Source organism: Mesomycoplasma ovipneumoniae (assembly GCF_033343935.1).
Classification (GTDB): Bacteria; Bacillota_I; Bacilli_A; order Mycoplasmatales; family Metamycoplasmataceae; genus Mesomycoplasma; species Mesomycoplasma ovipneumoniae_G.
Genome location: NZ_JAWPGQ010000006.1, coordinates 1 through 19,623 on the forward strand (window position 1 = coordinate 1; position 19,623 = coordinate 19,623).

Below are 19,623 nucleotides of genomic sequence, written 5' to 3' on the forward strand. Positions count from 1 at the left end.
CCATAAATTGATTTTTGCCAGTGTTTTAAAATAGGTAATTAACTTTTGCCAAAAAAGTTAAAAAGTGCCCAAAATCGGACACTTTTTAAGATTATCTCATCAAACTGGCAAACTAGGGAGTAATTTTAAGAAGAAAATAATTTGTCTTGATTTTCTAAAAGAATATCGATAGTTCTTGCGATTGTGTCAGATTTACAGCTTCCAATTTTTCTTGAGGCTACCTCAATTAAATCAGGAGTTGCATCTTGCATTGCAAAACCATAACGAGCTAGTTTTATCATTCCATAATCGTTAGAACTATCGCCAAAAGTTATTAATTTTTTGGTACTTATGTTATTTTTTTCTAGTAATTCTAAAATTGCAGTAGATTTATCGACATTTAAAGGATTAATATCCAAAAAAATTCGGTTTGTTATTGTTACTTTATATAAATTATTTAGCTTTTCAGCCCATTTTTTATGAAGATTTATAATTGCTTTTTCATCATTCCGAAAGGCAATTTGTGTTATTGGATCTGCTTGAATAATTTCTATAATTTCAAAATCATTCAGTTTTGTATAGTGTTTTAGGTCCATTATATGCTGATTTTTTAATCAATCATAATTTTTATGGGGAGAATATTCAAAAAGATTGTGTGGGGTTGAAAAAGCACAAATTGAATTAGTATCTTTACAATCTTTAAATAAATCAAGTGCAACTGATTTTTTAAGTGTGCCTTTGTTTATTGTTTTTTTGGTTTTAATATCATAAATTAGAGTGCCGTTATTTGAAACAAGATAATGAAAATATGGATATTGTTTTGCTAAATCAATGCAAGCTGACAAACCTCGACCAGTTGCTACAACTAAAATATGCCCTAATTCATAGAGTTTTTTGAGCATTTTAACATTTTCAGGATGGATTGTATTGTCATAGCGCAATAATGTTCCATCAAGATCAAAAGCAAAAAATAGTTTCATTTTAATCCTTTTTAGATTTAAGTTGTGGAAATAAAATAACTGACCGAATGGATTCATTATTTGTTAATAACATCACAAGACGATCTATCCCAATTCCGCAGCCTGCCGCTGGAGGCATTCCATACTCAAGAGCTTGAACAAATTCGTGGTCAACTTCTGAAGCTTCTTGATTTCCTTTTTCTTTTTCATTAATTTGTGCTTGAAAACGACCTAATTGGTCAATAGGATCGTTCAACTCATCAAACATATTTGCAAATTCTTTTGTAGCAATAAAGAGTTCTGCTCTAAGTGTAAAATTGCGATTATTAGGATCAGATTTTGCTAAGGGTGAAATCTCAATGGGATGACCGGTAATAAAAGTCGGATTTATTAAAGTAGGTTCAACAAATTTTTCAAAAAATTCGTTGATTAAATGACCTTTTGTAAAAAATGGTTCAATTTTTATATTGTGTTTTTTAGCTTCCTCAACTAAAGCTGAAAAATCTGCATTTTTAAGGTCAAAATTCATTTTTTCCGAAGTTATTTGGACCATATCATACCGTGAAAATTTTTGTGAAAAATCAATTTTATTATCTCCATATCAGTGTTCTGATTGATTTAATCCGAGTTCTTCAAACAAAAAGCGAATTAAATTTTCAGTTTGATTCATTATCTTGTTTAAATCTGAATAGGCTTGGTAAAATTCAATCGAAGTAAATTCGGGATTATGAGTTGTATCAAAACCTTCATTACGAAAAATTTTACCAATTTCATAAACGGCATCGATTCCTCCAACTAACAATTTTTTTAACGGTAATTCAGTTGCAATTCGTAAGTAAAAATTTTGACTTAATGAATTATAAAATGTTATAAACGGTTTAGCCGAAGCACCACCTAAAACTGGTTGCAAAACAGGGGTGTCAACTTCTAAAAATCCTTGTGAGTCAAAAAACTTGCGAATTAAGGAGATGATTTTGCTTCTAATAATAAAAGTTTGTCTTGATTTTTCATTTACTAATAAATCCAAATAGCGCTTACGATATTTATCATCAGCATTTTCAATTCCATAATATTGATCAGGTAATGGGTGGAGTGATTTTACTAAAATTGAAAAAGTTTCTGCTTTAAGACTTATTTGATTTGTTTTAGTTTTAAATAAATATCCAGAAATTTCAACTATGTCGCCAAGGTCTAAATTTGAAAAAGTAAACTGATTTTGTGTTTGAAAATCTTTATTTGCATAGACTTGAAATTCTAATGATTGACTATAAATAATAAAAAACGGGGAGCGTTGACGAATAAGACGACCTGCAAAAGCGACTTTAATCTGATTTTCAACAAAAAAGTCATGGTTTTTATCTTGATATTTTTTAATTATTTCGTCTAAATTATCATGCAAGAAAATTGATTTTGGGTAATTAAATCCTTTGGATTGTAAATTTTTAAGTTTTTCAAGGCGAAATTGTTGTTGGTCGTTTAATTTTGACATAGTCTTATTCCTTAAAACGTCAATTTAATTCTGAAACTATTTTCAGTATTTCTAAATTTTAAATAAAAATGAAAAAATTTTAATTAGTCTTGTTTTGGGGTAGTGTCAGAATTTTCTTCTGAATTTTCTTCAGGGGTTTGTCCTGAATATTGTTCAGGCTTTTTTTGTGAACTTTGATCTGAATTTAGTTCAGGGTTTTCATCTGATTTTTGTTCAAGATTCACACTTGAATTTTTCTCAGAATTTTGCTCTGAATTTTGTTGAGGATTTTCTTCTAAATTATCTTCAGGATCTGGATCTACTGATAAAAGTTCATCCAAAATATCAGAAGGTTTTACAGCGCTAGTTTGAACTGGGTCTGATTTTGGAAGTGGCTCAAGAGTTTCGGCTAATTGTTGAATTTCTTCATAAACAATTGTCTCTTTTTCTAATAAAGTATCTTTGATTAATTCAAGTAAATCTAGATTATTTTTAATTGTTTCAGAAGCTTGTTTGTAAGCATTAGAAATAATTTGGCGAATTTCAATGTCAATTTCGTGACCAACTTTTGAAGAAAATGATGTATTTTTTATATAATCTCTTCCTAAAAATGGCGATGATTGATCTTGTTCATACTGAATTGGACCAAGTGATGACATTCCAAGTTCGGTAACCATTTTACGGGCAATTTTTGTAGCTTTTTCAATATCATTACCAGCACCAGTAGAAATTTCTTGTTCACCATATTTTATTTCTTCGGCTGCTCGACCACCCATAAATGCAGCAATTGTTGCTAGAAGTTCTGATTTTGTACTGTTATATTTTTCTTCTTCAGGAAGCATTAAATTATAACCACCGGTATTTCCGCGGGGAACAATTGTAATTTTTTGAACTTTTACCCCAGATCTTAATTTTAAACCAACAACGGCATGTCCAGCTTCATGATAAGCAACCATTATTCTTTCTTTTTCAGTTATTACGCGATTTTTCTTGGCAGGCCCACCAATTACTCGGTCAATTGCCTCGTCAATTTGCTCACTTGTGATGACTTGAGTTTTTTCACGAACTGATAAAAGTGTTGCTTCATTTATAACATTTTCTAATTGAGCCCCTGAAAATCCAGGAGTTCTTTTGGCAATATTTGCAAGTGTGATATTTTTAGAAATTCTTTTACCTTTTGCATGCAATCTTAAAATTTCTTCACGCTCTCTAACGTCAGGAAGTCCAACAATTATTGAACGGTCAAAACGACCCGGTCGTAAAAGGGCTGGATCAAGAACGTCAGTTCTATTTGTTGCTGCTATTACTAAAAGTCCGGTATTTTCAACCATACCATCCATTTCAACTAGAAGTTGATTTAGTGTTTGCTCTCTTTCGTCATTACCCCCACCAATTCCTGAACCACGAGAACGTCCAATTGCATCAAGCTCATCAATAAAAATTATAGCCGGAGAATCATTTCGTGCATCTCTAAATAATTCACGCACTCTTTTTGCTCCAACTCCAACATATAGTTCCACAAAATTAGATGCAGAAATGAAGAAAAAAGGCACATTTGCTTCACCTGCAGTAGCTTTTGCAAGTAATGTTTTTCCAGTTCCTGGAGGACCTCCTAGCAAAATTCCGCGTGGAATTTTTGCACCAGCACTAGAATAACGCCCAGGATTTTTTAAGTAGTCGATAAATTCAGAAATTTCCTCCTTGGCCTCAACATTCCCGGCAACATCAGAGTATTTTTTATCAGATTTAATACGGATTGCTTGATTTTTTCCAGGATTGAAAAAACCTGCACCTCCTTGAGAATTTTTGTTCACACGAAAAATAATAAAACCAATTATTAAAGCTGGCAAAAGTATAGGGAGAAATGAGAGAATATATTGGCCAAATGTTGTAGATGGTCTATCGGCTGAAGTAAAAGAAGGCAAATAGACATTATCTTTGGGTTTTTGTGCGCCGACTAAATCATAAAGTTCATTAAGAAGGAGCTTTGTTGGTTGTGTAGGATTTGTATAATTTGAGGGAACTGTTTTAACTGAAAGTGAAACTAATTCTGAATATGTTGTAATATTTGAATTTTGCAGTTGATTTTTAATCAATGGGCTAAGTTCAGCAGCACCAGATTGGAATTTTGTAATAACGGCAGGATCTGCTATTACCGAATAAGCAATTATTTTACCTTCAGTAGCTTCAACTACACGAATTCGATAAGCATTAATATCAAAAATAACTGAGTAAAAGAAATTACCATCGGTTGTATTTTTGGCATTTTTAATTAACTGTTCTTCAAAATGAGATAAACTTTTAACAGTAAGGCTGGGTTGTAATTGAGTATATATAAAATAACTAAGTCCCCCTAAAACTATAATCAAAAGAACAATTCAACCGACCGATGGCTTCTTTTTTTGTTTTACTTGCATGATTTTCCTTTCTAGTTCAACAAATCTTACTAAATTTTACTAGATTTTGCGTATATTTTTAGTTTTTTTTTAATTATATAGTTATTTTTTTTTATTAAAAACGATCCATTGGGTGCTTTTGAACTAATAAAGTCAATTATTGAATTGATTTTCCCCTTTGATAATTTAATATTGTCAAAATTTTGGTGCAAATATAAAAAGATAATTTCTGGTTTTTTTCGAATTTTTTGGAAAAAATAAGCATGATATTCTGTTTTTTTTCACTTTTCAAGAGTTTTATAATTTTTTTTTAGCTCTATTAATTTAAAAAAATTCACAATGAAATGAACAGAAAAAGTAAAAAATAAAGAAAAAGTGCTTAATTTTTGTAATTTAAAGCGAATTGCATTCCTTCTATATTTGTCTGTGAAATTTGAATCATCATCAAGGTAAGGGATTTTTCTTTTTTTACAACTATTAAGAATTCTTTTTTTTGTATAAAAATACAAAAGTGGTCTTGAGATTTGCATTCCAAAAAGGAAATTTTGCCCGCGGATTCCTCAAAATGTTACTAGTTTTTTTTGTTCTTTTTGCAAAAAAATTGTCTCGACAAAATCATTTCAATGATGAGCCACAAGTAATTTTGTGCATTTAAAATGTTTATAAACTCGATAAAAAAACTCGTAACGAACCTTTCTTAAATTTGCCTGCAAATTTCCTGAAACAGAAAAACTATCAAATGATAAAATTTTAAGCATTAAATTATATTTTTGGCAAAATTTTGAAACTAATAAAGTTTCAAAAATGGCCTGTGGCCTCAAATTATAATTGACATGAACAACAATTATATCTTTATTTTTATATTTGTCAAGCAAAAACATTGAATCAGAGCCGCCAGAAACTGCAATTAAAAATCTTTCTTTAGGCTTTGTTTTTGTTAGCATTAAATTTTTGAACCGTAGTCATAAAACTATTTGATAAATAAAAAATAAGAATGTCAGCAGCTTGGTCAACAACTTGTTTAACTTTAATTTTGTCTTGATTTTCAAAAGGACTAAGCACATATTCCTTAGAATTTTCGAACCGCGAAATACCAATTTTTAGTCTTTTTATATCTTTAGTACCGCATTTTTCAATAATATTTTCCATACCTCGCTGGCCGCCTGCGCTTCCAGTTGCTCTAATTATTGCCTGGCCAATTTCAAAATTCATATCATCATAAACAATTATCACGTCCAGAATATTAATTTTGTAAAATTGGACTAATTCAAAGACAAAATCACCTGATTTATTCATGTATGTTGTTGGCTTTGCAAGAATAAAATCACTTGTTTTACAAAAAACGCCGTTCTCAGTTTTTTGATCAAAGGTCAGTCCGAGTTTTTCAGCTAATAAATCAAGAACTCAAAATCCAACATTATGTTTTGTTTGAGCATATTTTTCACCTGGATTACCAAGTCCAACAATTAGTTTCATCTTAATTTACCTTCGATTTCATAGCTTTTTTTGCTTTATTTTTTAATTCAGGAACTCTAATTGCTTCTTTATCACTAAGTTCCTCAATTATATCATCATAATCAGTTTCGGGCGAGAAATTATTGAAAAAAGTAAAAGGATCAATTGGCTTACCTTCAAATATGAACTTATTTGTGTCAAAAAATTCACTAATTTGCATCTCTAAAAGTTCAATAGTCTGGTCGTCAAATTCAACAAAGGTTTTTGTAGTTTCTCAAGTATTTCTGTCAATTTCAAAAGCAAGAATATTTTTTTTCTCATCAAAAACAACAGAAAAAATACGCAAATCTTCAAATTCAGTATAAAAAAGTGAATACAGTTTTTCATAACCCGGTTTTGTTGAATTAGAAATTTCTTTTGCAATTATTACTCGCTGCGGGTCTGAAAGGTTGATTGGTTCTTGAGTTAAAGTTTTTTTAGTTTTCATATCCATTTTGTGTTTGTAAAAATCTTTCGAGTATAATTTGAGCTGCTAATTTGTCAATAATTTTTTGTCGTTTTTTAAAGGACAGGCCTGAGTCAATTAAAATTGAGTTTGCTTCCTTGGAAGAAAGTCGCTCATCTTGGAAAAAAAGCTGTATTTTATAGTGTTTTTTTATTAATTGGGCAAATTCTTCAACCATAATTGTTCTTGGCGAAATTTTACCTGATAAAGTCAAAGGATAACCTAAAACAAGAGTAGAAACAGAATATTGATCCAATCAAAAACCAATTCGCGCGATAACTCTTGCAAAATCATACCTATTAAAATTATATTGCTCGAGAGGTAGTGAAATTTTCCATTCTGAATCAGAAATTGCAAAGCCGCAAGATTTAACCCCTAAATCAAGCGCTAAAACTCTGGGTCTAATACTCATAAAAGCTTAATTATATCGTCTTTTATAGGTTTTTTCTTAATTTTTGCCTGAGCTATTTTAGAATTTCCACCTCCTGCGCCATCGTAAATTTCTTTAATTTTTTCAAGAATGACATTTGAATCTAAGTTAAAAGATGCAACTGTAATTAAATAATTTTCATCTTCAAGATTTGTGGCTAAAATAAATGTTGATTTTGGGTTTTTTTGTCTAAAAGTAGCCGCTGATTGTTTTAGATTTTTGGAATTAAATTCCAAATCAATATAAAACTTATTTTGATTAATGTCAACAAAATTTTCTAAATTTAATTCTAGTGATTGAGAAATATCTTGATTTTTTAGGATTTTTTTATATTTTTCTTTGAGCTCTTCTTCAATTTTTGTCAAGTGCTCAAATTCTAAATCTAAATCAGTAAAATTTGGAAAATCAAAGGTAAAATCTTGACTAATTTTTGCAATTTTATTAACTAATGAAGCAATTTGAAACTTTAAAAGTTCAATATTTTGCTTTAAAAACTCAACATTTTTGGCAAAAGAGCTAACTGCACGAATCCGGTAAATTCCTGAACCCTTAGTTTGACAGGATAAAATTGTGAATTTCTCTAATAATTTAGTGTTTTGAATATGAGTTCCGCCACATAAATCTGTTGTAATTCCAGGAAAAACTACAAGCCGAAGCGCATTAGGATCCATGTATTCTGATTCTTCTAATGTCATAATTGCATTTAGTTTTTGGGCTTTTTCTAGATTTGTGACTAAATATTCACGCTGAACTTGTTTGCTTATATATGAATTTACACGGTTTTCGACAGATTTTATTTGTTCTTTTGAAGGTTTTTGAGCGCAAGGAAAGTCAAAAGTCAGTCTTTCTTCATTATTGTCAGAACCAAGTTGTTTAATTTGAGGACCAAATTCTGCCCGAAGTGAGGCAAATAAAAGGTGAGTTGCCGAGTGATTTCGCTCTAAATTCAAACGGTTGTCTGAATTTAACTCTAAAATTACAGGTAAATTTTTTGACAGTTTACCTTCAAAAACATGGACATTATTTAAAAATTTATCTTTAAAAACATCAATAATTTCAATTTTTTTGTCGCCTTGAATTATATATCCCTGATCATGTTTTTGACCACCAGCTGTTGCATAAAATGGAGTTTTTTCAAAAATTGCATATGAAATTTCGCCTTCAGAAGTTTGGTCAATTTCATTAAACTGGTTTGCTAAAAAAGCAATTTTTGTTTCAGTTTTGTGAAATTCATAACCTATAAATTCTGAAATTTTTGACTTAACTTGATTTAAAGAATCAATAACTTTCCCCATGCCTTTTTTAATATTTGCCCGAGAAATTTGAGCGTGTTTTTCGTGATATTCTTCTAATGATTTAAGGTCAAAACTAATATTTTTTTCTTGAAGAATTTCCTGAGTTAGTTCAGGAGGAAATCCGTAGGTAACAAAAAGTTTAAAAACAATTTCTGGAGAAATTTGGTCTTGAGTTTTTTTTATCTCATTTTCTAAAAGTTCATGACCGATTTCAAGAGTTTTTATAAAGTTTTTTTCTTCATGATAAATCACGGACTCAATTTTTTCAATATCAAAATTAGCGTTCAATGTTTTAGCGACAATTGGGACCAGTTTGTGTAAAAACTCTTCTGAAATTCCTAATTTTTTCCCGTTTCAATAAGCTCTTCTAATTAAACGCCTAATTATATAGCCTCGGTGTAAATTTGATGGCATAACTCCATCATTTACTGCGGCACTTATTGCACGAATGTGGTCGGCAATTAGTCTAAAACTTTTATTGATTTGTGCTTGTTTTGCATCTTTTTTAAAATAATTTTCAATATCGTATTTAAAATTAGTGTACTTTTGGATTTCTGCAATAATTGGCAAAAATAAATCTGTATCATAATTAGTTGGGCCATTTTGCAAAATTGAAACGATTCTTTCAAAACCAGCACCAGTATCGATATTTTTTGACATTAATGGTGAATAATTTTGCGCACCGTCGTTATTAAATTCTGAAAAAACAATGTTTCAAATTTCAATAAAACGGTCATTTTCGATGTCATTTCTTATTAATTCATCACCACGAGCATCAAATTTTTCACCACGGTCAAAATAAATTTCGGTACATGGACCACAAGGCCCTTGACCTAAGTCTCAAAAATTAGTTTTTTTACCACCAGGAATGAGTCTATTTTCAGGAAAACCTAAACTTTTCCATTTATTTAAAGTCTCAAAATCACTATCATAATAAGTTATATAAAGTTTTTCAGGGTCTAATTCTAATCATTTAGTCAAAAATTCAAAGGCAAAATCAATCGCTTCAAGTTTAAAATAGTCTCCAATTGAAAAATTTCCTAGCATTTCAAACAAAGTGTGATGTCTTGAGGTTTGCCCAACATTTTCAATATCATTAGTTCTTAGTGCTTTTTGCGAATTAACAAGTCGTTTTGAAGGTGGAATTTTTTTACCAATAAAATAATCTTTTAACGCCGCAACTCCTGAATTAATTCAAAGAAGTGAATCATCATTTTGGGGAACAAGGGGTTTAGATTCTATAAGAAGATGATTTTTTTGCTGAAAAAAATCATATCAAAGTTGACGAACTTCATTAGCTGATAATTTTTTCATTTGTTTTATCCTTATAATAATAATTTTACTTAATTTTTAGGATTTGTAAAATTTTATATTAAAATTTTATCTATGTTCCGTTTTTTTGTTAGTGAAAAACAAGAAAATTTTTTTATTCTTGATGACTTAATTTTAAGTCATATTAAAGTTGTGCGAATTAAAAACGAAAATTTTATCTGTGTTTATAAAGGTGAATTTTATCTTACAAAATTAGTTCAAAATTCAAACAAAGCTGAAATTATTGAAAAACTTGAAATAAATAATGAACCTAAAAACAAGATTATTTTAGCACTTGCAATTCTAAAGACAAAATCTTTTGAATTTGCAATTCAAAAAGCTGTTGAAATTGGCGTCAGTGAAATTTGACCGTTTTTTAGTAAAAATGTCAGCCAAAAATTAGAAGGAGACTTAAGAAAAAAATTAAAAAGATGAGAGCAAATTTGCCTCCACAGCGCTCAACAGAGTTTTCGAAATTTGATTCCAAAAATAAATTTACCTATAAATTACAGTGATATTTTGAAAAACTCTAGTAATTTTAGTCAAAAATTAATCGCCTTTGAAGGTCGAAAAAATCAAACAAAAATAGACGAGTCACAAAATAATACAATTATAATAATCGGTCCTGAAGGCGGATTTGATGAGTCAGAGATAAATTTAGCCCAAAAATTTGATTTTAAGGTTGTGTCTTTAGGCAAAAGAATTTTACGTTCTGAAACAGCGGCAATTTTTTTATTAAGCAAATGCATAAATGATTAACTTTTTAGCAAAAAAGTGCAAAAATCTTCGAAATTTAGTAGTTTTTCCTAAAATTTCGAAGATTTTTTATTTTAATGGTTTTTAGCAATTTTTTACTTTATTCTTAATTTTTTAAATTATGACTTAATTTTGATAAAAAATTGGAAAAACATTGTATAATTTAATAAAATTAAATTTAATTTTTTAACTCCCGAAAAAACAATAAATAGGAGATTTTATGAAAATAATATCAATTGGAACTAACCATGCCGGAACTTCATTTTTAAGAACCCTAAAAACTATTCACCCACAAGCAGAACTTGTCTCATATGATAGAAATACTGACATTTCGTTTTTAGGTTGCGGAATTGCACTTTGAGTTTCTGATGAATTTAGCGATCCATCTGGACTTTTTTATTCAAGTCCTGAACAATTAAAATCAATGGGAATTGATGTTCATTTACAGCATGATGTTCTCGAAATTGACCGTAAAAATAAAATTATTACAGTTAAAAATTTAGTAACTGGCGAAATTTTTAAAGACAGCTATGATAAATTAGTTTTTGCCGGCGGAACTTGACCGATTATTCCACCTTTTGAAGGAATTAATCTTAAAAATATTTTAGTTTCAAAAACATTTACTCACGCAAAAGAAATTAAAGCAAAAGCTGTTGATCCATCAATTAAAAATGTAATTATTATCGGTGGTGGTTACATTGGTATTGAATTACTTGAAGCTTTTCACAAATATGGCAAAAAAACAACACTAATTGACATGCAAGATCGAATTATCCCTAATTATTTTGATCAGGAATTTACTCAAAAAATCGAGGATAAAATCGTTGAAGAGGGTATTAATTTACAATTTAATCAAAAAGTTACTCGTTTTATTGCCGATGAAAGTGGAGAAAAAGTTGCTTTTGTTGAAACAGACAAAGGTAAATATGCCGCTGATCTTGTAATTTTAGCAATCGGATTTGCACCAAACACTAAAATTTTAACAGACGTTGAAAAAACTGCTAATGGTGCAGTCAAAGTTGATGAATTTCAGCGTTCATTAAGTGATCAAGATATTTATGTAATTGGTGATTCAGCTTCAATGGTTCATAATGTAACTAAACAACACGCTCACATCGCTCTTGCAACAAATGCCGTAAAATCAGGGATAGTTGCTGCTTTCCACATTGCAGGACGTGAAGATATTCCTTTCCCAGGTTATGTTGGAACAAATGCAATTTCCGTTTTTGGATTTAATTATGCCTCAACTGGATATTGTGAAAATGCTTGTCCAAAAATGGGCTTAGACAATGTTGGTGTTGAATATCTTGAAGACTGAGATCGCCCAGAATTTATGCAAAATAAATCAAAAGTATGAATCAAAATCGCTTATGACAAGCCAAGTCTAAAATTAATCGGTGCTCAAATTGGTTCATATGGAAAAGAATATAATCACACTGAAGTAATTTATTTCCTTTCTCTAGCAATTCAAAAAGGTCTAAAATTACCTGAAATTGCTCTTTCAGATTTCTACTTCTTGCCTCACTATAATAAACCATTTAACTTTGTAATCCAAGTAATTTTAAATGCACTAGGGCTAAAATATAATAAAAAATAGGATTTTTGGCTCAAAAATTTAACTAAAAAAACCAGTTTATTCTGGTTTTTTTAGTTTCTTGATTTTCTCGGTTGGATGAGCTAATCTTAAAAAGTGTCGTGATTTATAGACTTTTTTAACTTTTTTGGCAAAAGTTAATTACTTATTTTCTTGAGTTTGACTGGTTTTTTTAGTTTTTAAAATTCAAGGCAAATTTTAGGACTAAAGTTTTTTCATAAGCAAGATTGACTGTCGTTTTTCAATAATATTTTGACTAAATTGTAATTTAGAATTAAAAAGAACATCAAAATCTTCAAAATTATAGTCATAAGAATTGGCTGAAAAATTATGAATCACCTTAATAATTTCGTTTTTAATTTGGATATTAAAAATAATTAAGCCTTTTTTATTGTCCACAGTTTCAAATTTTATCGAATCACAAATTGCTTGATTATCTGGCAATCTAAAAAACTGGGTTTTTAGGCGAAATTCGTTAATTTTTGCTAAAAAATTAAAAATTTTAGTTTTAATTTCGCCAATTTCAAGAAGGCTAAAATCAAGACCGTTAGTAAAATCAGTAGTTTTATTTGAATAAAAATCAAGAAATTTATTTCCCTGATATGAAAAAGGTGGTTTTGTTGAATTTAAATTAAGATGACAATTTGAATAACTAGCACCCGAAAAATCACATGCTTTTGAAAAGGCAAACTCAGTTCCTGAACTTAAAAGAACTTTTCCCTGAACAAATAAAGTCATCATTAATGCTTGACGATAAGTTTCGATAAAGGCGTTTTTTGTCAGTCCTGAGGCACTTGTTAAAATTTTGTCAGCTAAAGTAGGACCATCATATGAAGTTATATAAGAAACATTTATACTAATATCGTTTGCAAAAAGGTCATCTCTTCTAGCTGAGTGATAAAAATCGCCAAAATCAAAGTCAAAAATCCCGCCTGGAATCAGTGAGACATATGAGGCAAATTTTGAACTATTTTTTGACAAAATTAAACCTTTATCACCAGGAACATTCGATCCGCGAATAACATTTGGAAGTCCATAATTTAAATAAGCAAAGTTAAAATTATTAGAACGACTAGTTTTTTCAGTTCGATTTTTGTGCTGTAAATCAGTTTTTTTACAAAATTTACCAAATAAAATAATGTTAGGATTTATTTTTTTCAGCTCAATACTTATAATTTCAAGCGATTTTTTATCAAAATACGAAGCTGCATCAAAGCGAAATCCATCAACTTTATAGTATTTAACAAAAAAAATGAGTGAGTCTAAAATTAGTCTAAATGCCATTGGCTTTTGTGAATCAAGAGGCGGAAATTGGGAAGGAAAAGACAAAGCCTCATCACGATAAAAATAACCACGGGCGACATCATCTAAAATTGATTTGCAAAAAGTTTGACTAAAAGCAACATCAAGAATAATTCCAATATTTTTTTTATGAGCTGAGTCAATAAATGTTTTAAATTCTTTTATTTTTAAATACGGGTCAAGCGGATTTGTCGAATAACTTGAATTAATTGAGAAAAATCCAAGCGGATCATAGCCCCAATTATAGTTTGTAAAATGCCCTTTTCCTTGACCTTTTTTAAGAATTGAAACATTTTTTTGACTAAAAGTATAACAAGAATGAACTGGTAATAATTGCAAAAAATTAAAATTTAGTCCAGATAAATAATCAAAAATTTTTTGATCTAGAGCTCCAAGAAAAGTGCCTGGATTTGCTATGCCTGAATTTTTTGAACTAAAATCACGAATATTTAATTCATAAATTAGTGCGTCATTCAGCGGATTTTTGCTTTGAAATGATAATTCAGAAGGACTTTTACCAGCCTGAGGTGAATAAATATCAATTAAATAACTTTTTGGAACTTCATTTTTAGTTCAATCAAAAGGACAAATACTATAAGAATAAGGATCAAGTGCTTCAGTTATTGTTGAATCACGGTGTTCAATTAATAAATTATAAAGATATCCGTGAAATTTTTCGTCAATTTCGCAAAACCAGACATCAGATCGCTTTGTCATTGCGATTATTTCTGTCGGATTTGTGTCTTGAAAATTTTCATAAATTGCAAAGTGAACCCGCGTTGCATCAGGTGATCATAAATAAAATTCAAAACGGTTTGAATTAAAAATTAAGCCTAGCGGTCCTCAATATGATTCGCCGCGCGAATTTTTTCTAATTAAAGCTGTATCATAATTTATAAACATATTTACTATAAAAACCCAAAAAAGTGCTAAAATAAACGATAAATCTAGAAGTTGTTATAATACTTATGTTGAAAAAATAGCAAAACTTCTATAAATGTGCTAAAAAAACATATTTTTAAATTATAACATAACAGCTTAAAATCATTTACTTTTAATTTTTTATTTTAAAAAAATTTTAAAAGTTGTATAATTATTTTAACCTTTATAAAATTAACATTTCAATAAAAGGTTGTCCTTGTGACGACTTTTTTGTTTTAAACCTAAGAAACTATTGAAAACATTGAAGAAAAAGGAGAAAATTTGAATTTAATACAAAGGTTAAAAGATGAATTTAATGATATTTTGTCAATTAATTTTGTTTTAGAAGACGGGCTGAACTATTTAAGAGTTGTTACAAATTATAATTCACTTGATCAAGTTGAAGCGATTTCTAAAAAAATTTCTGAATTTATTGATAAAATTGAATCTAGTGAAAATAATTTTATTTTAGAAGTGCTTTCAAGAGGACAGGATTGCCAAGATGAATAGAAAAAGAGAAAAAGTTACTAAAATCAACCCAAGAGACAATGCAAAATTAATTGTTCAATCAATTAAGGAGGTTGCTAAAAACAGCGAACTATCGCTAGATAGAGTTGTTGATATTTTCCAAGAAGCTATTGAATTTGTTATATCACGAAAAATTGACCCTGATGCACATATTTTAATTGAAGCTAATTTGGAAGATTCAAATTTTAAAGTTTTTAATACAAACGGAATTGTTGTTGAAGATACTTACTTTGATGAGCTGACAAATGAAGAAAAAATTAATGAATCTATTTCATTTATTTTAGTTACTGATGCAAAAAAAGTTAACGAAAATGCACGTGTTGATGACATTTTTTCAATTGAACTTGACCTTACAGCTTTTGAACAATGACTTTTTACAGCAATTATGCACACTTTTAAACAAAAAATTTCTGAAATTGTTCGCAATAATGTTTTTAATAAATATTCTTTATTAAAAAATCAAGTTGTCTCTGCGACAATTACAAACAAAATTTCAGCTGGTTATATTTTTGAAATTGATGATGACAAAGTTTCTGCTTTTATGCCAAGTCATTATGCAACTGGAAATAATTTAAAAATTGGTTCACGTCATGAAGTTGTTATTGAAAATGTAACTAAAAATACAAAACAGTCACAAGTTGTTGTTTCATCAAAATCAGTTCAACTTGTTAAGAAAAAAATAATTGATGCAATTCCTGAATTACAGTCTAAATATCTTGAAATAGCTTCAATAGCACGAATTCCTGGTGAAAAATGTAAGGTTGCAATCCGAAAAACTGATGATGCCGAAGCAAGTGATATTTCCGAAATTGGTTCAGTTGTTGGCGAAACCGGTTCAAGAATTTTTGCAATTAGCCAAGAACTTGATGGTGAAAAAATTGAAGTTATTAAATATGATGACAATATAATTCAATTTATTGTAAATGCAATGTCACCTTCAAAAGTTATTTGTGTAAAAGAGTTCAAAATAAGTCATAAATTACGTCGTTTTACCGTAGTTGTGCCTGATTTTCAACATAGTCTTGCTATTGGAAAAAACGGTTCAAATGTAAAATTAACAGCTGATTTAACTCGTAGTCAACTTCAAATTTTGCCTTATTCTGCAGTTCTAAAAGACAATAATTTCCAGATTGAATGAAATGGAAATGTTAAGGATCACCAGGAACTAATCGATCTCAAAAACGAATATATGCAACGCCAACAAAGTCGCGCTTATCAAAATCAAAATAAGTGAAATTCATATAGTCGACCTAGCAATAGTTTTGACTCAATTTTGCAGCAATTTGAATCTGATATTCTCGAACTTGAAAAACCTTACGGGGTTGAAAATGAATTCATCCCTAGAAGTAAGCTAAAATCTGCTAAAACTCAGCCAGAAGTTGCTAAACCAGCTAGTCCTGTAAAACAATCAGCAACTAAAAATAGGCCTTCAAACAAAGTCGGCAATAAACAAGAAAATAAACCAAATTACTCAAATTATCAATCGGATTCAGAAGAAAAATCATACTCTTTTTCAAATGTAAATCAAAAAAAATTTTTTGATGCCGATTCTTTGTTTGATTCAGCCGTTAATGAAGCAATTAGCGAAAATGAATTAATCGACAAGCAACATTTAGAAGAAGAAGGCAAAAAACAAGAGCAAAAAACTCCAAAAGTACAAGTCAGTCCTCAAACCGAAGAAGACAATGAACCATATATCCAAAATGAAAGACAGATTAAAAATTTCAAATCAGATGATGATCTTGTAAAATACACCGGTGTTGATGATATTGATATTGACGATTTTGACTTTTAAGGTAAGAAAATGAAAAATCACACAAGAAAATGTATAGTTGATCAAAAAGTTTATCCTATTAATAATTTAATTAGGTTCACTTATATTAATCAAAAATTAATTATTGATAAACATTTTGATAAAGAAATTGGTGGCAGGGGCGCTTACATTTTCAATGATTATGAAAAAATTCAATATGCAATTAAAAGAAAACTTTTTAATCGCGCATTTAAAACAAATATTTCCGCTTTTGCTTACCAAAATTTAGCAATCGAGGTAGAAAACTTATGAAAAAACCACAAAAAAGAATCTCAAATGTAGGCGAAATTAAGGCTCAACTAAAAAATGTTGAAACTAAAGTTCACAACGGAGTTTTCCTCTTTTCGGGAATAATGACAATTAGCGAACTTTCAGAAAAAATTAATGTCTCTGTTAATGAAATTATTACTTATTTTTTCAAACAAGCAAAAATGTATAATTTAAATCACAGTCTATCTGAAGATGAAATTGCTGAAGTTTGTCTTGAATTTGGACTTGATTTTAAAAAAGAAGTCCAAATTGATGCATCAAATTTCATGGAAGAAGTAAGTATTAAAGACGAATCTGATCATCTCAGCCACCGCCCACCAATTATTACGGTTATGGGTCATGTCGATCACGGAAAAACAACACTTCTTGATTTTATTAGAAAAACTAATGTTGCAAAAAATGAGCGCGGCGGAATAACCCAACACACTGGTGCTTATCAAGTTACTTTTGAAGACCATATTATCAATTTTATTGACACTCCAGGCCATGAAGCCTTTACCCAAATGCGAGCTCGCGGGGCAAAAGTTACCGATATTATCGTGCTTGTTGTTGCCGCTGATGATGGAGTTATGCCTCAAACTAAAGAAGCTATCAGTCATGCTACTGCCGCAAATGTGCCTATTATTGTTTTTGTTAATAAAATGGACAAACCTAATAAAGACCTCGATCGGATCAAAAATGAACTTTCAGCATTAAATATTGTCACCGAAGAATGAGGAGGGAACAATATTTTTGTCTACGGTTCGGCTCTAACTGGTCAAGGAATTGATGAACTTTTTCGGTCTATTTTACTAGTTGCTGAAATTCTTGAATTAAAAGCAAACAAAAATCGCTACCCAATTGGAACCGTTATTGAAGCAAAACTTCACCATAATAAAGGAACAATTGCAACACTAATGGTACAAAATGGAACTTTGATGGTTCGAGATTTCATTGTTGCTGGTTGCCAATACGGTCGAATTCGTTCACTTGAAGACACAAACGGTAAGCCAATTAAATTTGCTCCTCCAGGAACTCCTGTTATTGTCACAGGTCTAAATTATGTTCCTGAAGCAGGTGATAAATTTTTTGGTTTCCATGAGGAAAAATTTGCGAAACAACTTGCATTAGAACGAAGACAATCAGAAAAACTTTCAAAAACAAAAGCCCAAACTACACAACAAACAAAAGAAAAAACCTTAAATATTATAATCAAAGCTGACGTAACTGGAATTGCCCAAGCGTTGCACTCAACAATTGAACAACTTGCTTCAAAACATGTTCATATTCACATTTTACACTCAGGAGTTGGGATTATTAACAAAGCCGATATTTTGCTAGCCCAAACTTCAAATTCAACTATTTACACTTTTAACCTCCAGATTCCACCAGCAATAAAAGCGCAAGCTAAACAAGCACAAGTCGAAATTCGCGAGCACACTATTATTTATAAAATAGTTGATGAAATTAAAAAACAAGTTCGAAGTATGCGTGAAATCAAATATGAACTTCAACAAATTGGAACTGCCAAAATTATTGCTAAATTTTGGTTCTCAAAAGTTGGTTCAATTGCCGGATGTAGCGTTGTCAGTGGAAAATTTGTTGAAAATTGCAAAATTGAATTGTGAAGAAATTCCAAATTAATTCACTCAGGAAAAATCGAATCACTTCAGCGCGATAAAAATCCTGTAAAAGAAGTAACAATTGGAAACGAATTTGGAACACACATCTACAAATTTGATGACATCGAAATCGGAGATGAACTTAGATCTTTTATTGAAGTTGAAATTGATAACTAAAGGAGAAAATTATGTCTGTTAGTCATGAAAAACGGCAAACTTATTATCACCAGTTGATTTCAAAAATTATTGACTCACATTTTTCTGAAAGAATGCCAATTGCTGTAAATTGAGTTCGACTTTCAGGTGATAATTCTCATCTTTTTGTCTATTTAGAGTTTGAATATGACGAAGATAAATTTCTAGGCGAAATTATTAAAGCTGAAAAATTTATCCGGCTCAAATTTGGCAACCTTCTTGAAGGATTTAAGGTTCCAGAACTCCACTTTAAACTTGATCCTGTTGCAAAACGTGTCGATGAAATGGACAAAATTTTTGCCAGAATTAAATCTCAAGATGAAAATGATGACAAAAACTAACTATTTTAAATATGAATCTAATTCTCGAGTTTCCCAGTTTCAAATAAGGCAAACTAAAAAAGCTAAAATTTTAACTTAAAAAGCAAAATTATGAAATTTTTAAACACTGCTTTTTTAGTTTAAAACACTAACTAAAATCATAAAAAATACAACTGCTATTTAAACTCAATGCAAAAAGAAAACTTGTTTTTACTTACATTGAGCCTAAAAAAATATATGAAGTTTTGAAAGAACTGAAAAAAAATAATTAAAATCCTTAAATTTATAGATTTCTAAACGGTTAAATTTAAGGCATTCCATCATATTTAAAAATATAATGGATAATTCGCAATGTCTGATTTTTTAGACAAAAAACATAACTAATTCCCCCCTAATTCAATATTAAAATTTATTAATTTATTCTTAGTGATGGTTATTATAACACAATTTTATTTTTGACCAAACATTTTTTTTTTTTTTTTTCAAAAGGTTAATTTCGAAACTATAAAAATTAAGGTTTTAGCC

16 protein-coding genes are annotated in these 19,623 nt (G+C 29.7%); 7 read left to right on the forward strand and 9 right to left on the reverse strand.

The window, feature by feature from the left end; all coding sequences use genetic code 4:
* Window positions 1–125 precede the first annotated feature (125 nt).
* The 8 genes from R7X45_RS02030 to alaS all read right to left on the reverse strand — a co-directional run bounded on the left by R7X45_RS02030 (window position 126) and on the right by alaS (window position 9,801).
* Window positions 126–959: an HAD family hydrolase gene (locus R7X45_RS02030; RefSeq protein WP_044284444.1), complete on the reverse strand. Its 834-nt coding sequence runs from the start codon at window positions 957–959 to the stop codon at window positions 126–128.
* Between the two features lies 1 nt (window position 960).
* Window positions 961–2,427 (reverse strand): lysine--tRNA ligase, encoded by a 1,467-nt coding sequence (gene lysS, locus R7X45_RS02035; RefSeq protein WP_318055725.1) that lies wholly within the window; start codon window positions 2,425–2,427, stop codon window positions 961–963.
* Between the two features lie 83 nt (window positions 2,428–2,510).
* Complete coding sequence (gene ftsH, locus R7X45_RS02040; RefSeq protein ID WP_318055726.1) at window positions 2,511–4,823, reverse strand: ATP-dependent zinc metalloprotease FtsH; 2,313 nt, start codon at window positions 4,821–4,823, stop codon at window positions 2,511–2,513.
* A gap of 29 nt (window positions 4,824–4,852) precedes the next feature.
* Window positions 4,853–5,746, reverse strand: a complete 894-nt coding sequence (tilS, locus tag R7X45_RS02045; RefSeq protein ID WP_318055727.1) for a tRNA lysidine(34) synthetase TilS — start codon at window positions 5,744–5,746, stop codon at window positions 4,853–4,855.
* Entirely contained in the window at window positions 5,724–6,278 is a 555-nt protein-coding gene (gene pth, locus R7X45_RS02050; RefSeq protein WP_318055728.1) for an aminoacyl-tRNA hydrolase, read from the reverse strand. The genes tilS and pth overlap by 23 nt, the downstream gene beginning before the upstream one ends.
* Window position 6,279: 1 nt before the next feature.
* Entirely contained in the window at window positions 6,280–6,750 is a 471-nt protein-coding gene (locus R7X45_RS02055; protein ID WP_318055729.1) for a hypothetical protein, read from the reverse strand.
* The gene (gene ruvX / locus R7X45_RS02060) at window positions 6,734–7,174 is read right to left on the reverse strand and encodes a Holliday junction resolvase RuvX (protein ID WP_303536502.1); all 441 of its coding nucleotides are present in this window, start codon (window positions 7,172–7,174) and stop codon (window positions 6,734–6,736) included. Before ruvX ends, R7X45_RS02055 begins: the two co-directional genes overlap by 17 nt.
* Window positions 7,150–9,801 carry an alanine--tRNA ligase gene (gene alaS / locus R7X45_RS02065; protein WP_318055730.1) on the reverse strand — a complete coding sequence of 884 codons (2,652 nt, stop codon included), beginning with the start codon at window positions 9,799–9,801 and terminating at the stop codon, window positions 7,150–7,152. The genes ruvX and alaS overlap by 25 nt, the downstream gene beginning before the upstream one ends.
* A gap of 72 nt (window positions 9,802–9,873) precedes the next feature.
* Between alaS and R7X45_RS02070 the strand changes: the two genes are divergently transcribed.
* Together R7X45_RS02070 and R7X45_RS02075 are read left to right on the forward strand one after the other, a co-directional pair.
* Window positions 9,874–10,557 carry a 16S rRNA (uracil(1498)-N(3))-methyltransferase gene (locus R7X45_RS02070; RefSeq protein WP_318055731.1) on the forward strand — a complete coding sequence of 228 codons (684 nt, stop codon included), beginning with the start codon at window positions 9,874–9,876 and terminating at the stop codon, window positions 10,555–10,557.
* Between the two features lie 217 nt (window positions 10,558–10,774).
* A complete protein-coding gene (locus R7X45_RS02075; RefSeq protein ID WP_318055732.1) occupies window positions 10,775–12,151 on the forward strand; it encodes an FAD-dependent oxidoreductase in 1,377 nt (458 codons plus the stop codon).
* Between the two features lie 201 nt (window positions 12,152–12,352).
* On the opposite strand, the gene R7X45_RS02080 is transcribed toward R7X45_RS02075, so the two are convergent.
* Window positions 12,353–14,353, reverse strand: a complete 2,001-nt coding sequence (locus R7X45_RS02080; RefSeq protein ID WP_318055733.1) for a hypothetical protein — start codon at window positions 14,351–14,353, stop codon at window positions 12,353–12,355.
* Between the two features lie 300 nt (window positions 14,354–14,653).
* Here R7X45_RS02080 and R7X45_RS02085 point away from each other — a divergent pair, with 300 nt between their 5' ends.
* The 5 genes from R7X45_RS02085 to R7X45_RS02105 are packed head-to-tail and all read left to right on the forward strand — an operon-like array spanning window position 14,654 to window position 19,119.
* Window positions 14,654–14,881, forward strand: a complete 228-nt coding sequence (locus R7X45_RS02085) for a hypothetical protein (protein WP_044284445.1) — start codon at window positions 14,654–14,656, stop codon at window positions 14,879–14,881.
* A complete protein-coding gene (nusA, locus tag R7X45_RS02090) occupies window positions 14,874–16,694 on the forward strand; it encodes a transcription termination/antitermination protein NusA (protein WP_318055734.1) in 1,821 nt (606 codons plus the stop codon). The genes R7X45_RS02085 and nusA overlap by 8 nt, the downstream gene beginning before the upstream one ends.
* A 9-nt stretch (window positions 16,695–16,703) precedes the next feature.
* A complete protein-coding gene (locus R7X45_RS02095; RefSeq protein WP_318055735.1) occupies window positions 16,704–16,994 on the forward strand; it encodes a YlxR family protein in 291 nt (96 codons plus the stop codon).
* On the forward strand, window positions 16,961–18,760 hold the full coding sequence (infB, locus tag R7X45_RS02100) for a translation initiation factor IF-2 (protein WP_318055736.1): 1,800 nt from the start codon (window positions 16,961–16,963) through the stop codon (window positions 18,758–18,760). The genes R7X45_RS02095 and infB overlap by 34 nt, the downstream gene beginning before the upstream one ends.
* A gap of 11 nt (window positions 18,761–18,771) precedes the next feature.
* Window positions 18,772–19,119, forward strand: a complete 348-nt coding sequence (locus tag R7X45_RS02105) for a ribosome-binding factor A (protein WP_129643727.1) — start codon at window positions 18,772–18,774, stop codon at window positions 19,117–19,119.
* The last annotated feature ends 504 nt before the right edge of the window (window positions 19,120–19,623 follow it).